12 protein-coding genes and 2 tRNA genes are annotated in these 13913 nt (G+C 59.8%); 8 read left to right on the top strand and 6 right to left on the bottom strand.

Features of this window, described 5'->3' with window-relative positions:
* Positions 1-2: 2 nt before the first annotated feature.
* Positions 3-764: a response regulator transcription factor gene (locus tag AC6H1L_RS16360; RefSeq protein ID WP_497598550.1), complete on the top strand. Its 762-nt coding sequence runs from the start codon at positions 3-5 to the stop codon at positions 762-764.
* An 83-nt stretch (positions 765-847) separates the two neighbouring features.
* Here AC6H1L_RS16360 and AC6H1L_RS16355 read toward each other — a convergent pair whose 3' ends face one another.
* The gene (locus AC6H1L_RS16355) at positions 848-1639 is read right to left on the bottom strand and encodes a PhzF family phenazine biosynthesis protein (RefSeq protein WP_497598549.1); all 792 of its coding nucleotides are present in this window, start codon (positions 1637-1639) and stop codon (positions 848-850) included.
* 207 nt (positions 1640-1846) lie between these two features.
* Here AC6H1L_RS16355 and AC6H1L_RS16350 point away from each other — a divergent pair, with 207 nt between their 5' ends.
* From AC6H1L_RS16350 to AC6H1L_RS16335, 4 genes are all read left to right on the top strand, one after another.
* Positions 1847-2389, top strand: a complete 543-nt coding sequence (locus AC6H1L_RS16350; protein WP_497598548.1) for a vitamin K epoxide reductase family protein — start codon at positions 1847-1849, stop codon at positions 2387-2389.
* Between the two features lie 336 nt (positions 2390-2725).
* Positions 2726-3274 carry a hypothetical protein gene (locus AC6H1L_RS16345; RefSeq protein WP_497598547.1) on the top strand — a complete coding sequence of 183 codons (549 nt, stop codon included), beginning with the start codon at positions 2726-2728 and terminating at the stop codon, positions 3272-3274.
* Positions 3275-3400: 126 nt separating this feature from the next.
* A tRNA-Glu gene (locus AC6H1L_RS16340) sits at positions 3401-3474 on the top strand.
* Between the two features lie 178 nt (positions 3475-3652).
* A complete protein-coding gene (locus tag AC6H1L_RS16335; protein WP_497598546.1) occupies positions 3653-4876 on the top strand; it encodes a molybdopterin molybdotransferase MoeA in 1224 nt (407 codons plus the stop codon).
* Between the two features lie 122 nt (positions 4877-4998).
* Here AC6H1L_RS16335 and AC6H1L_RS16330 read toward each other — a convergent pair whose 3' ends face one another.
* From AC6H1L_RS16330 to AC6H1L_RS16315, 4 genes are all read right to left on the bottom strand, one after another.
* Positions 4999-6123 (bottom strand): sigma-54 interaction domain-containing protein, encoded by a 1125-nt coding sequence (locus AC6H1L_RS16330; RefSeq protein WP_497598545.1) that lies wholly within the window; start codon positions 6121-6123, stop codon positions 4999-5001.
* Positions 6124-6284: 161 nt separating this feature from the next.
* Positions 6285-7868 carry a DUF4388 domain-containing protein gene (locus tag AC6H1L_RS16325; protein ID WP_497598544.1) on the bottom strand — a complete coding sequence of 528 codons (1584 nt, stop codon included), beginning with the start codon at positions 7866-7868 and terminating at the stop codon, positions 6285-6287.
* 280 nt (positions 7869-8148) lie between these two features.
* Positions 8149-8232 (bottom strand) — tRNA-Ser (locus AC6H1L_RS16320).
* Positions 8233-8389: 157 nt separating this feature from the next.
* Positions 8390-9655, bottom strand: coding sequence for an aminoacyl--tRNA ligase-related protein (locus AC6H1L_RS16315; protein WP_497598543.1), 1266 nt, complete (start codon positions 9653-9655; stop codon positions 8390-8392).
* A 332-nt stretch (positions 9656-9987) separates the two neighbouring features.
* On the opposite strand from AC6H1L_RS16315, the gene AC6H1L_RS16310 reads away from it, so the two are divergent.
* From AC6H1L_RS16310 to AC6H1L_RS16300, 3 genes are all read left to right on the top strand, one after another.
* On the top strand, positions 9988-10455 hold the full coding sequence (locus tag AC6H1L_RS16310; protein WP_497598542.1) for a ribonuclease FAU-1 family protein: 468 nt from the start codon (positions 9988-9990) through the stop codon (positions 10453-10455).
* A gap of 654 nt (positions 10456-11109) precedes the next feature.
* Positions 11110-11571: an HAD family hydrolase gene (locus AC6H1L_RS16305; RefSeq protein ID WP_497598541.1), complete on the top strand. Its 462-nt coding sequence runs from the start codon at positions 11110-11112 to the stop codon at positions 11569-11571.
* Positions 11572-11886: 315 nt separating this feature from the next.
* Positions 11887-12831, top strand: a complete 945-nt coding sequence (locus tag AC6H1L_RS16300) for a DMT family transporter (RefSeq protein WP_497598540.1) — start codon at positions 11887-11889, stop codon at positions 12829-12831.
* Positions 12832-12867: 36 nt separating this feature from the next.
* Here the strand turns inward: AC6H1L_RS16300 and AC6H1L_RS16295 are convergent, their stop codons facing one another.
* Positions 12868-13782, bottom strand: a complete 915-nt coding sequence (locus AC6H1L_RS16295; protein WP_497598539.1) for a DUF429 domain-containing protein — start codon at positions 13780-13782, stop codon at positions 12868-12870.
* Positions 13783-13913: the final 131 nt, after the last annotated feature.

The raw sequence follows: 13913 nt of genomic DNA, 5'->3' as shown, positions 1-13913 counted from the left end.
CTATGGTCAGAGGTCAACGCGAAAAGATCCTGGTGGTCGATGATGAAGAGGTGCTGGTCGAGACTATTGCCTACAACCTGGAGCAGGAGGGCTATCAGGTGCTCACAGCGCTTGATGGGAGAGCCGCTCTGGAGCTGGCGCGTCGCGAGCGACCCCACTTGATCATTCTGGACATCATGCTACCCGAGATCGATGGTTTAGAGGTTTGCCGGCAGCTAAGACGCGAGCCAGCTACGGCCACTACCCCAATTATGCTTCTGACAGCGCGAGCGGAAGAGATCGATAAGGTTGTAGGCCTGGAAGTGGGGGCCGATGACTACGTCACTAAGCCATTTGGGCGACGCGAACTGCTGGCCCGCGTACGTGCTTTATTGCGTCGCGCCGCCTATCCCGTGACGCAGGCGCCACCCGAAGTTGAAGGGGGCAGCCCTGGTCAGGAGACAGCCGCTCAGCCGCGGCGCAGTCCGAGAGAGCTGATCGCCGGCCCTGTGCGCATCGATGTGCCCGGACGCCGGGTCTGGTGCCGGGGCCAGGAGATCGAGATGCAGCCGAAGCAGTTCGATCTCCTGGTCTATCTCGTGCGCAACCGCGGCACTGTTCTCACCAGAGATCAGCTGCTACATCACGTCTGGGGCTACGACTATGCCGGCGATACCCGTACCGTTGATGTCCATATCCGCTGGCTGCGCGAGAAATTAGAAGAGGACCCGGCTGCCCCCAAGCTCATTCAGACCGTGCGCGGCGTAGGTTATGTTTTCCGCTAGCCAGCCGCTTGCGGCTACCTTAAGGCGCGGCGCGGGCTATCTTGCTCTCTAGAGGTGAGCCGTAATGCTCACCTCTTTTCGAATTAGAAAAAGCACTCAGCACGCATCACCGTAACCGCCTGGCCACCCAGTGAGACACGCTCGCCAGCCAGACGTACACGCACCAGGCCGCCACGGGCGGAAGCCTGGTAGCCGGTCAAAGCCGGGCGTCCAAGGCGAGAGCACCAGAATGGCGCCAGGGTACAGTGAGCCGAACCGGTGACCGGGTCCTCATTGACTCCCACCGCGGGCGCGAAGAAGCGCGAAACGAAGTCATAGCCTTCGCCCTCGGCCCGACTGGTCACAATGAAGCCACGTGCAGGGATCGTCAGCAAACGCGTCAGGTCGGGCTGGAGGGTACGTACGACCTCTTCGCTCTCCAGTTCAACCAGGTAATCGAACTGGTTTCTTGCCACCAGCAAGGGGGTAACACCCAGCGCTTCGCTTAAGCCCGGAGGAGGTGGAACAGGCACGGCAGGGGTTGCAGGAAAGTCCATTTCGATCCAGCCGTTCAGACGCCGAGCGGTTAATAGGCCACTGCGCGTATAGAAACGGGCCGGGTCCTCTGGCAGTAGCAGCCCCTCCTCCCAAAGGACATGAGCACTGGCTAGCGTGGCATGGCCACAGAGATCTACCTCAACCGTCGGCGTGAACCAGCGCAGGCGATAACCATCGCCTTCCGGCAGCAGAAAGGCTGTCTCCGAGAGATTCATTTCGCGTGCAACGAGCTGCATCCACCGTTCGTCACGCGGCTCCGCTAACAGGCAAACCGCCGCCGGATTGCCGGCAAAAGGACGGTCAGTAAAGGCATCAACCTGAATAATGCGCAGTCCCATCTCAGCCTCCTCTCTTCTCTTTGCTTTCATGGCACCAGGGAGCAAGCAAGCCAGGCGAGCAGGCCGCAGGCCAGTCTCTCGCATGAGAGCCAGCAGATGCCCATCTATTGTAGCACGTGATTGAGCCTTGACAGAGGGTGAGCAGCGCAGTATCCTCTCTACAGAGAGTGCTATTACGACCGATTTTGTAGCGAAGAGTCTGACTTGATGGAACTGTTGCTACGACGTTCAGGCCTGCAGCTCGTGGTCTTTCTGCTCGCTCTAGCGGGGATGGGAGATGCGATTTATTTGACCATCGTGCATTATCAAGATGCACCGCTGGTCTGTCCCGCCTCGGGCGCTATCGATTGCGCGCACGTGCTGAGCAGCAGCTACGCCGTGGTGCCCGGGACAACTCTCCCTATCTCGCTGCCTGGTCTTGCCTGGTGTCTGATCCTGGCCGGGCTGGCCTTGGTGAGCCTGCTACGCTCTTCAGAGCCTGGCTGGCTTCGTCCCGCTCAGTTTGTCTGGTCGCTGATCGGGCTGGTCACTGTGCTTTACCTGATTTACGTCGAGCTGGTCCGCCTGCACGCCATTTGTCTTTGGTGCACCGTTCTCCATGTCTTGATCGTGGTCGCCTTCCTGATCAGCCTGGCCAGGCTGCTAGAGCCAGAGCCAGCAACGGAGGCAGAGGCCGCCTCAGACCGCCCGTCGCCGCCATCCGCTTCACTCGCTCGCTCTCGCTCCCGTTCCTCGCAAGTCAGCCGTTAAATATAAATAGACGCATGCCATGACATCGAGCCACCAGGGCTGGCTGATAAGAGGAAGGTGAGAGCAGAGGAGGCGGACCTGCCTGCCAAGCGACTCTGGCAGATTGGCGCGAGATAGCGAGCATGAGGGGGATGGACAGCTCTCTTGCTCCCGACGGGGAGTGTCTCCTCCCCGTGGGCGGGGCAGAGTCGTGGCGAAGAGGAGCCAGTGGAGTGAGCCAGGCGGCCGTTGAGAGTCAGTGGTTGCCCTCTCTGCTCGGCCCTCTCCCTTGCTGGGAATGGAGAAAGCAACAGGAAGCGCTCCACGCCAGCTTCTGGAGGGAGAGGGCGAGATGCCATGAAGCAACGCCTGTGGTTAGGGCTTCTGACTGGCTTGCTTGCAGCTGTGCTCCTTGTGGTGGGCGCGCTGGTAGGTAGCCAGCAGCTACGCTCTGTTATAGGACGCAAGCCGCCACTTCCGCGTGTTCAGCTCGTACGCAGCCCTAATAGCGCCTATAAGTACCATCTCTGTGCTGAAGCCTATGCCTATCTTCACGCCACTCCCGACAATCCCTACAAGACTGACTTCACCTTTCACGATCCTTTCCGCAATGCCCAAGACACGATTATTCCGCATCTCATCGCCTTCGACGCCCATGACCATAGCCTCAGCTTCAGCGTCACCGTTATCCTGCGTCAACTGGCTACCTTCGAGGCGACCATCACGCGTATCCACGAGCTGGACGGCATTGGCATCCGGCTTCCTGATCAACAGAATCAGCTGCAGGCCTCCAGCGTTCCTCAGTTTGTTGTGGTGGCCATCGCGGAACCCGGGACTGTGGCCGTTCTCGACTACACCTGTCCTCAGCAATGGCGCTGGTCTGCCGTTAGCCCCGAGGGGCCTTAAGCCGCCAGCAGCAAATAGTCGCCAAAACCCGCTTGACAAAGCGAGTCGGATACAGTACAATCCAGATGACGCATGCGCAATGGCGCTCAAGCGCCTTATGAAGCGCTGGCGCACAGCAGTTGTTGGGCCTCGTTCGTCTAGTGGACTAGGACGCCGCTCTTTCAAGGCGGAGATCACGGGTTCGAATCCCGTACGAGGTACTACAGCAATCGCAGGAAGAGCCTGGCAGACCTGACGCTTTCGCTGGTTTGCCAGGCTTCTCTACTTTTGGGCTGCTCCCTGATCAGCCAGCCCGATGGTCAGAGTCTGTTCCGCCCGCTCTCCCCGCTATAGCTGCGGGGAATGAGCCTAGACGAAGCCAACCAAAGGATAAGGCCTATGATGACTGTAGAGGAAGCGCAGGCGCGCATGCTGGCTACCATTCAGCCACTCCCGGCCACGACCGTTCCCCTGGCAGAGGCTGCGGGTTTGGTCCTGGCGGAAGATATTGTCGCCGAGGAAGATCTTCCGCCTTTTGCTAACTCAGCAATGGACGGCTACGCGCTACGCAGCGTAGATACCCACATGGAGCATGGGCGTCCGGCGCGGCTGCGCGTGATCGGCACCATCGCAGCCGGCTATGTCACTGAGCAGAGCATCGAGCCAGGCACAGCCATGCGCATCATGACCGGGGCGCCGGTACCGCGCGGAGCCGATGCCGTCATCCAGATCGAGCTGACGCGCAGCGATCCCGCCGATAGCAACTGGGTTGAGATTCTGCAGGAGGTCGCACCGGGGAACAATATCCGCGCCGCAGGCGAGGATATGCGCCGCGGACAGCGTGTCTTGAGCCAGGGGAGCGCGATCGGCCCCTGGGAAATCGGCGTCTTAGCCACGGTGGGACGGGCCCGGGTACGCGTCATTCGTCGCCCGCGCGTTGCCATTGTCAGCACAGGGGATGAGCTGATCGATGTCGACGAGCCGCTCCAGCCCGGCAAGATACGCAACAGCAACGCTTATCTACTGGAGGCGGCAGTACGACGAGCTGGAGCTGAGCCGCAACGTCTAGGAGTAGCGCGCGATACCGAGGAGAGCCTACGCCAGATCTTTAGTCAGGCTATGCAGCACGACCTCATCATTACCTCGGGAGGCGTCTCCGTTGGCGAATTCGATCTAGTCAAGCGCATTATGCATGAGCAGGGCGCCATCGATTTCTGGCAGATCAATATGCGTCCCGGCAAGCCGCTGGCCTTTGGGCGCATCGGGCAGGTACCTCTGCTTGGACTGCCCGGCAACCCTGTCTCAGCCGCTGTCACCTTCGAGCTATTCGGGCGCCCACTGATTCGCAAGCTACTGGGCCACCGCCACCTGTGGCGCCCCCAAGTAGAGGTCACGGTTGAGGATGGCGTGAGTGAGCGTACACCGCGGCGCCATTATGTGCGCGCCCATGTGCGTCGGGAGCAGGGGCGCTTTGTGGCCCGCACAACCGGCAATCAGGGATCACATATTACCACCTCTCTGCTGAATGCTAATGCCCTGGTGATCGTGCCCGAAGGAGGCAAGACCCTGAAGCCAGGTGAGACCGCTCAGGCCATCATGCTCGACTGGCCGGAGGAGCAATAGCCATAGGCCACTTGCGACGGAGCGGACCAGCAGCCGAGCTGGCCCAGTTGGTCCGCTCCACTCCGCAGAGCCCGGCAGGCGCTGAGTGCTCTCCATTGCCAATGGCCGAGCAGAGGTATAACTTAGCCAGAGCATGGGCGCAGCCTGGAAAGGCTTGCGCTCTGAACTTGTCCCCGGCCTTTGGCTCCACTGCGCGCCAGGCGATAGCGCAACTGGTCGCGCGAGAGACCCAGCAAAGCCGCAGCTCTCACCTGGTTATAGTTGCAGCGCTCCAGCGCCTCGCGGATAAAGCGCTGCTCGATCTCTGCAAGAAACTCCTCTAGCTTCACCCCCTCGGGGGGTAAATGGAGCTGATCTTTGAGTTCCAGCAGACGCTGTAAGGCACCGCTACTGGCAGATTGCAGATAGGCGGGAAGGTGTTCGACCTGGATTTCATCTCCCTCACACATAATCTGGCCGTGCTGGACAACACTGCGCAGTTCGCGCACATTGCCCGGCCAACTATAGCGTTCCAGGAGGGCCAGGGCCTCGGGACTGAGGCGCTGAGCGCGTCTCTCTTCACCTTCCTGCTGACGCAAGAAATAGTCGACTAGTGGGGCGATATCTTCAGGATGTTCACGCAGAGGAGGAATGTGAATCGTGAAGACCTTGAGCCGATAGAAAAGGTCCTCGCGGAAGGTGCGTCGGGCGACCGCCTCCGCAAGATCGACATTGGAGGCCGAAATAACGCGCAGGCGGACCTGAATCTCATGAGTGCCTCCCACGCGGCGAAAGGAGCGTGTTTCCAAGAAGCGTAAAAGCTTAGACTGAAGCACAAGAGGCATGGAAGCAATTTCATCGAGAAAGAGAGTGCCGCCATCGGCCCGAGCGAGATAGCCATCGCGTGTCACCCGAGCATCGGTATAGGCTCCAGCCTCTACGCCGAACAGCTCCGTTTCTAACAACGTCTCGGGAATGGCAGCACAATTAATGGCCACAAACTGGCGAGCGGAACCGCCACTGAGGGCATGAATCGCGTAAGCAATCACCTCCTTACCAGTACCGCTTTCGCCCTGGAGCAAGACCGTCGTTGTTGGGAAAGCAGCGACCTGCCGAATGAGGGTAGCGATAGAGCGCATGACCTGGCTGCGTCCGATGACCAGGCCGAACCGTTCTAGATCAAGCAGCGGCTCATCACGGGTAGTGAGCGAGCCCGCCGCAGCAGGTTGGGCGCTTTCACAATGAGAATCTGAACCCTGCAACATCATCCCCACCCTTCCAAGTTCAACCAAGAGCCGAAGCCAGGACTGGGGTCAGCAAGAACCGGTAGCCAATGGCGGCCAGAAGGAACCAGGTAGCCAGGCGAGCTAAAGGCGATCTCAGATGAGAGAGAGCAACCAGCGATCGACCAGGCTTCCCGGCATCTCTCCTATCTGCTGAGCTGGGAGCCTCCAACAGGGACCGAAGCGCTGTAAGGGGACTGCGCAGAATTGTTCGGCGAGAGCGGCCTTGTTGGCTGCACTCCCCAGCCACGACCCACAATGAAGCGGGCGCCGTTCCCACCATTGCCCCACTGCGATTCAGTTTCCACATAGAGTGGCGACTGTGGGACCGAAGCAGGAGCGGGGGCAGGAGCGAAAGCCCCTGTAGTCTGGGCCGGCGCCTGGGGCGGAGTCGGCCATCCTTGAGCGGGGGCAGGCATCCAGGGCTGCGAGCCAGTCATCTGGGGTTGCGCAGCATAGGGGCTATTCATCGGAGGCGGAGCGGCAGGCGAAAGCTCCTGAACAGGATAGTGCGGCTGCATGCCATATGGATACTGAACCAGCCCCAAAGCCATCAGCTCTCCAAGCACGACATAGACCTGCTCTAGCGGCATACCCAGGCTCTGGGCGATCTGGAGGGGCGTTTTTTCCCCTTCCATACAGATGCCAAAGACACGCCACTCATCAGGAGTCAGCGGGATCTCCACCGTACCGGCGCGTAAGGCAGAGAGATCAGCCGGGATCAGCCGCAGCTCAGGGTACATAAAGGATACATCGATGCGCCGAGGCGTATAGGGCGTCATAATCGGGCGAGGAGCAGGCAAGCTACCAGGAGCAGCAGGAGCCGGCGCAGCCTGCTGGGAAGCGGAAGACTGCCGCTGTGAAGGAGCAGCCTCGGTCACTGACGACGATGCCGCCGAAGCGACCGCCGAGAGGCGAGCCAGGGCATCGGGATCAAAGAGCGAGCTCAGATCAATGCGTCCGCGCTCCTGACGCTGAGGGGCCGGAGCTGAGCCTGTTTCAGGCAGCGCCTGCGTCACCCGCGGCTGAGGGGCCTGTTGAGCAGGCGGCTGCTCCTGGCCTGCCGGCTGCAGCGACTGGGAGAGCTGTGGCTGCGGCCCTGGAGGCAACGGCTGCGACAGCGGCGGCTGCTCATAGCGCAGCGGAGCGGGGCTGGCACCTGGGTGAGTGGGTCCCGAGCCAGCATTGGGCATAGACGGCGGTAGCTGGCTTTGAGCGAGCGGCGATGACGACGGAGAGGCAGACTGAGCAGGTGAAGCGGGCAAGAGAGCAGAGGGCGAAAGGGAGACGAGCAAGCGCGATGGCGGCGGCGTGCGCCCCTCTTCGAAATACACCTCACCTGAGCGCCATGAGAGCAACACCTCAAGCACACGCGAGGCCTCGCGCGCCGCCCAGGCGCGCAATTGCTCCCGCGTCGCATAGCCCAGCTCCATCAGGAGAAGAGCAATGCGGGTCTCGCCTGGCTCCTCACCGCGTTCGCGCAAGACAGCCATCACATGAGCAAGTGCAGCCTGGGAGATTACCCCAGCCTGCATCAAGCGATCGCCCAGCGTCAACTGAGCCCGCACAGGGCCAATACAGAGCAAGCGCCCCTGGCTGAAATACAACTCCACCCAGAGGGAGCCTTGCTTTACGACCAGCATCCCGCTTTTCTCATGGGCCTCTAAGCGGCGCAAGAGATCAGCCAGATTGACCCGATCTAACGTTGTCGCAAAACTCACCGTAGACACAGCAATTCACCGCCTGTCGCCATGCCCCTGCTGCGCGCGCGTGCACCTGTCGCCTCTCGTGAGCACGGCATGCGTGAGAGACATTAGCAATATCTACAAACAGAATACGACCCGAGTCAAGTTCAACAGCGTTGAGCAGCGTTGGCGTCAAACACCCCTGTTCGACGGCGTGAGAGTGACCCTATCCACTGGCCGCAGTCGTACAAACACAAAATTGCGCTGTACCCACAGCGCCCCCCGGGCTATGGATACAGGCCAGCCGCTTCTCATCAACGCAGGGCGGAGGGGGGGGGATTCGAACCCCCGGGGCTCATCGCCCGGCCGTTTTCAAGACGGCTGCATTAAACCACTCTGCCACCCCTCCGCTAGATAGTTTACCACAAGCGGTTTCAATTTGGAAGATTAGGGCTGCTACGAGCATACCATTTGGGTCATTGTCTCATGCATTGCATCACATGGATGAGTGACATCGTCAGTACTTTGTCAGTGTGGGGAACAAACATTTGTTAGAATCGTGTTCTTCAGGGGGTCAGCAAGGAGAGGCCCATCAGAGGGCGGAGCACCTTGGGGACCACGACGCTCCCATCGGCCTGCTGATAGACCTCCAGAATAGCCGCAAGAGTCTGCTCGATGCTCAGCGCGCAGGCTCCCAGGCTATGAGGGTAGTCGAGCTGGCCGTCTGGGGTGCGATAGCGGACATTGGCGCGCCGTGCCTGAAAGCTTTCACAATTGCTCACCGCGGCCAGGGGGAGAAAGCGGCGCTGAGCCGGCAGCCAGGCCTCAACCGTAAACGTCATGGCTGCCGCAAAGGGCAAGTAGCCGCTACAGAGCATGATGACGCGATAGGCCAGCTCCAGACGCTGCAGCAGAGTTTCGATTTGCAAGAGTAGCGTTTGCAAGAGAGCATAGGACTCATGGGGCTGAACCACTAGCAGGACTTGCACCTCGCTGAGCTGATGCCAGGGCAGGCGAGCGATGCTCGAAGGCAAAGAGGCGGGGCCGCCATCGCGATGGAATACAGGGGTCCAGGTGACCAGGCGCAGGGGCAGGGCTTCGGCTGTGAGGACTGTATCGCTGTAGAGGCTGATCAGGGAGGGTTCGCCTCCCGGGTTCAGGTAGAGTTCATCAGCCTGACAGCTATAGCTCTGAGGCTCCAGCGTTGGGAACTGCCCGGCTGCCAGCAAGGTGCCATATTTCAACAAAAGCGGCATGTGTACTTCTTTGTAGCCCCACTCGCGTGTGAAGACTTCGAGGGCAAAGGTAAGCAGCGCCCGCCAGAGCCGTGCGCCGTCCCCACTGATAACCACAAATTGACTACCGCTCAGACGGCTGCCGGCGGTGCTATCGATCACCCCCAGCGAGCTGGCCAGCTCGCGGAACGAGCGTGGTGAAAAATAGAAGCTCATGGGGGCCCCCCAACGACGTAGCTCGCGGTTGGCTGAACGCATAAAGCCGGTGGGGACATCGGGATGGGGCAGGTTCGGCAAGGGCCAGAGCGACAGCCGCAAACGCGTATCCAAGTCGGCAATCTGCAATTCCAGAGTGCGGATCTCCTCACTGATGGCCGCAATCTGCTTGTCAAGCCTGGCCCGTCGGTTGGCCGGCAGCGTACGACTTTTCTCCCGCAGTTGCTGAAGTTCGGCGTAGAGTCCCTCACAGCGCCTGGCAAGGCCATCGCGCTGCTCTGCCAGACGTAAGATCTCTTCCAGGGCCACCGAGACCTGACGTTGCTGGAGTCCTTTCCGTACCAGCTCGGGACGTTGACGGAGCAAGTCGAGACTGAGCATACGCTGTTAGTATAGCATAGCAAGCGAGTGGAGCAAGTCAGTGTAGCTTCTCTCTCAATGCGTGCTTCTCCTCCTGGAGAGCAGAATTCAGCAAGAAAGCAAGGGCCTTGCTGCTCTGGCATGCGCCGCTCAGTGCGTTGGCTTCCTCCTCTTTCCGTTGGGAATACAGCCTTGTGCCATCTGAATGCTCTCTAAAGCGCTCCGGCGGCTTTCTCATCTGACTCTCTCGCCACTTGACAAGGCAGGCTCTTGCTGCTACCCTTCTCCCAGGACGGATGAGTCATGCAGGCACCGGCCTAACCCGTCTGGGATTGCCGCGGGGATTGCCAACGATGATTACCATCATTAAGAAAAATCCGCAGGGTGAAGCGCTCTTCTCCTATCAGGGTGAAGTGCTCGCTGCTACCTCGCGTACCTGCATCATCCGCGCCTTTTGGACGTGGCCTGACCGGGACCTTGGCTACGCGCGCTTCGAAACAGGTGACTGTTTTACGGAGTATTATTATACTGATCGCTGGTTCAATATCTTTGCTATCGCGGGGAAGGATGGTGAGCGCAAGGGCTGGTACTGTAATATCGCCGAGCCAGCGGTCTTCCAGGAAGATCGGATTGAGCAGGTCGATCTTTTGCTCGATGTCTGGGTTGATCGCCGGGGTAACGTGCAGGTGCTGGACGAAGATGAGTTTCAAGCGGCTACTAACTTGAGTTCAGCCCAGCGTCGCGGTGCCCAGGAGGGCCTCCAGACCCTGCTGGCGATGGTTACCCACCGTGAGGGTCCGTTTGCCGAGATAGAGCCATAAGCTTGGCGTGGCCGCTGCGTCTACCCTTTTTTGTTCAGTCATTCGTTCGCTTCCTGGCGCTCGAAGGGTCGCTAACCGCCCGCCCTGCTTATGGCTCCTGCCTGCCTTGCAGGCAGGCAGCCAGTCATTCTTTTGCATGCTTGAGCTGAGTAGGCCTGTCTGGTTCAGGCTACCAGTTTGATCAAGCCAGCCAGCCTGTCTGTCTCTCTGTCTGCCTGATGGCTCAGAAAGGCAAGCCAGTGGCTGTCGATGGTTTCAGCGGCCTCAGTGACCAGCGGGCAGGCTGACTACCTCTCTCGCCTGCTCACCTGTTCAGCAGGATCGCAGTGAGAGCCTGTCTCGCCACTGTTAACGTACGCTGGCTCGCTGCTCACCTGATGGGGTGGAAATGAGGCTCCTCGCGTCAGATGCCGGGGGGGACGTGCGGAACGCATCTGGCACGCTTGATGACGTGTGCCGCTTCGGATGGCTCTGCCGATGACGGTGCGGGAGAGGTGAGGATGGAGTATGGCAGCGCTCCTTGCCGCCTGTCGGCTGATTCATCCGGCTGTCGCTTCGGCTTTTGCCTCCTGGCGTCCCTGGGGGAATAAGCCTGCGCAGCGGCCAGTCCTATCATTACGATGATGAGCGCTATTATACCTTCAGTTGATAGAGATGATCAGGATCGAGATTCCACAAAGAGAGACCATTGAACTAAAGCATGCTGTCTTTGATATCAATGGTACCCTGGCCCTCGATGGGAAGCCGTGGCCCGAGGCAGTTAGCCGCTTGAAGCGCCTGACTAGTTTTCTCTCCATCCATCTTCTTACAGCAGCCACGCATGGCCAGGTCGCCGCACTGGAGCGCAGCCTGGGCCTGCCCCTGCACGTTATCAATACAGGCGAGGAAAAAACTCGCTATGTCGAGGAGCTTGGCCCAGCCAACGTGATCGCCTTCGGCAACGGGGTCAATGATGCCGGGATGTTGCGCCGAGCCGCTATCGGCGTGGCAATCCTGGGGCCCGAGGGTGTGGCACGTGAAGCTTTGCAAGCTGCCGATGTGCTGGTGCGCAACCCCATCGATGGGATCGACTTGCTCTTTTATCCGAAACGCTTAATTGCCACTTTGCGTCCCTAGAGGCCCCAGGGTATGATAGGAACCTATCGCCCTGGCCCAGGCCTGGCCTGGTTACTCGTGATGGGTGCTTTGAGCGAGCGCCGGCAGAGGGGCACACCGCTCTAGCCTGGCCGCTGCCAGGCCTCGCTCAGGTCGGCTTGGACGGAGGCCGGCGGGTGCTCTGCAACGCGCCACAATGCGCAGCGCACGACGTCGATGGCTGCCGGCCTGCTCGTCTGTCCCCTCTTATCCGCTCGTTTAGCCCCGTGGTGCTGACCTCGCTATCACTTCACTGCTTGCCTGATCAGGTGGTCGGGCCATGCTAGGAGGAGCCTGATGAAGTTTCATTCTTCTTCTGATTCTGAAGACACGAGCACGAATGCTGCTGTTCCCACCAGCGTCGGTACGCAAGGTCGTCCCTGGCAGGGCCTACTCTATGCCTGCCTGGCAGTTTTCTTTTTTTCGACAAGCCCTGTCTTTATTCGTCTGGCCAGTCCTTTTACTTCGGTCGAAATCGCCTTCTGGCGCCTTGCGATCGCTGCTTTGCTCGTATTGCTGCTGGGACTGATCACACGTCAATCTCTGCGGCTCTCTCCTGGAGAGCTGCTCCGCTTTGTCTTCTATGGTCTGGTGACCGCCCTGCATTTTATTTTTTACATTGCTTCTCTGAGCTTTACAACTATCGCCCATTCGCTGGCTATTGTCTACACCTCCCCCATTTTTGTGGCACTCTTTTCGGCTCTGGTGCTGCGTGAGTCGCTGCCTGTGCGCAAGTATGTCGGTATCGCTGTGGCAGTAATTGGCGTGGCGTTTATGGCCGGCTTTGAGCCGCACTATACGGCCTGCCAGCCTCAAGAAGGACACTGCATGCTGCTTGGCGACGGTCTGGCTCTCCTTTCAGCTATCTGTTACGGGATCTACTCGATTGCCGGCCGTGGCGAACGAGATCGCCATCCACTCTTCCGCTATACTTTCTATGTTTATGGTCTGGCCGCCCTCTGGTTGCTACCAGTGATGCTCTATTTTGCCTTCCGTCACGCTTATCCGCTGCCGGCTCTAGGTGCTGTTATCGCTCTGGGAGTTTTGCCCCTCGGTCTGGGGCATACGCTCTATAATGCTTCGCTCCGGACGCTGCACGCGACCTATGCGAATCTGATCGCTACGCAGGAGGTTACTGGCGGTATTCTGCTGGGCATTCTCTGGCTGCACGAGATCCCTTCTTTGACGGCCAGCATTGGTGTAATCATTACACTACTGGGCATTATTAGCGTCCTTCTCTGAGACTTGCCCGAGGCTCTGGTAAAATTGCCTTTTCTCTCAAGCAAGGCGAGCCTCGCCAGAGAGCGCAGGGTCCCAGATCCAGCCCTCATTGGGATTGCAGGGCGGCAGGAGCGCGTAGAGCTGGCGCCGCATCTGGTCGGGGGTAGCAGCGTGCACAGCGCCGCTGGCATGGGCAGCCCAGGCGGCCTGGATGGCACAGAGGAGAGCATCGAGATGATCACCGCGCGCATCCTCCAGGCAGAGCAAGCTATAAGTTTCAGGAAGTGCGAGCGTCAGACCATAGCTCTGGGTGAGAGCGCTGGAAGTCAAGGCGGTCAGCAGAAGAGCACGCGCCTGGCGGTGGGCAGTTGTGTCCTGTCCTCCACGCTCGCTTTTGTAAGGCTGGCGCCCCAGCCAACGCCGTGCCACCAGGGCGGGATAGCCCTCCAGGAGAAAGCGCGCCTCTTCCACCGGGTGACAGGGAAGCACGCAGGCCCCGCTAGCCAGAAGGCGGGGCGCTCCTTGCCAGAACATGCGGGCCAGGGGAATGCCGTGGAGCATGAGGGGACTAAGCGCGCCAGCGAAGATATCCGTTTGTCGACGTGGCAGCCTCTGGCCCTGCGGTTGACGGGCGCTGTAGCTTTGAAGCCGATCTAAAAAAATGGGGAGGTCCAGCCGGGCCACGAGGGCCACGTAATCCGCCCAGGTTGATGGCCAGCCCAGGGCCGATATCACTATGGCTGGCAACCCAAAGGGGAGATCGAGGGCTGCGATCCAGGGGCCGGGGAGATGCAGGTAGGTTTCGAACGAGGCCCAGTCGTAGCATTCTTCGAGGCCAAGGATAGCGAGGCCAAGGCCCTCTAGCTGTCCTATGGCCACCACGATCGGCTTACGACGGCAAGGAGCACTAGTAAAATCGACGCCATAGATATACATAGCGCGGGCCGAGATGGTCAGCCAGGAGCGCGCCAAGCAGCAACCTCCCTGGCGGCTCGTCGCCCTGCCTGACGGACCCTCTTACCCCCCTTCCCCCTGCCTATTATCTGCACCATATTCTACCATGTGCCCTTGCTACCACGCTTCTCCACCCAGCAGCAGTGAGA

The sequence above is a fragment of the Thermogemmatispora argillosa genome, from assembly GCF_059696725.1.
This window is presented reverse-complemented; position numbering and strand designations above follow the sequence as displayed.

Bases quoted from the DNA above. Each gene is read 5' to 3' on its own strand.
- AC6H1L_RS16360 (WP_497598550.1), top strand. From the start codon at position 3: ATGGTCAGAGGTCAACGCGAAAAGATCCTGGTGGTCGATGATGAAGAG.
- AC6H1L_RS16355 (WP_497598549.1), bottom strand. From the start codon at position 1,639: ATGGGACTGCGCATTATTCAGGTTGATGCCTTTACTGACCGTCCTTTT.
- AC6H1L_RS16350 (WP_497598548.1), top strand. From the start codon at position 1,847: ATGGAACTGTTGCTACGACGTTCAGGCCTGCAGCTCGTGGTCTTTCTG.
- AC6H1L_RS16345 (WP_497598547.1), top strand. From the start codon at position 2,726: ATGAAGCAACGCCTGTGGTTAGGGCTTCTGACTGGCTTGCTTGCAGCT.
- AC6H1L_RS16335 (WP_497598546.1), top strand. From the start codon at position 3,653: ATGATGACTGTAGAGGAAGCGCAGGCGCGCATGCTGGCTACCATTCAG.
- AC6H1L_RS16330 (WP_497598545.1), bottom strand. From the start codon at position 6,123: ATGATGTTGCAGGGTTCAGATTCTCATTGTGAAAGCGCCCAACCTGCT.
- AC6H1L_RS16315 (WP_497598543.1), bottom strand. From the start codon at position 9,655: ATGCTCAGTCTCGACTTGCTCCGTCAACGTCCCGAGCTGGTACGGAAA.
- AC6H1L_RS16310 (WP_497598542.1), top strand. From the start codon at position 9,988: ATGATTACCATCATTAAGAAAAATCCGCAGGGTGAAGCGCTCTTCTCC.
- AC6H1L_RS16305 (WP_497598541.1), top strand. From the start codon at position 11,110: ATGATCAGGATCGAGATTCCACAAAGAGAGACCATTGAACTAAAGCAT.
- AC6H1L_RS16300 (WP_497598540.1), top strand. From the start codon at position 11,887: ATGAAGTTTCATTCTTCTTCTGATTCTGAAGACACGAGCACGAATGCT.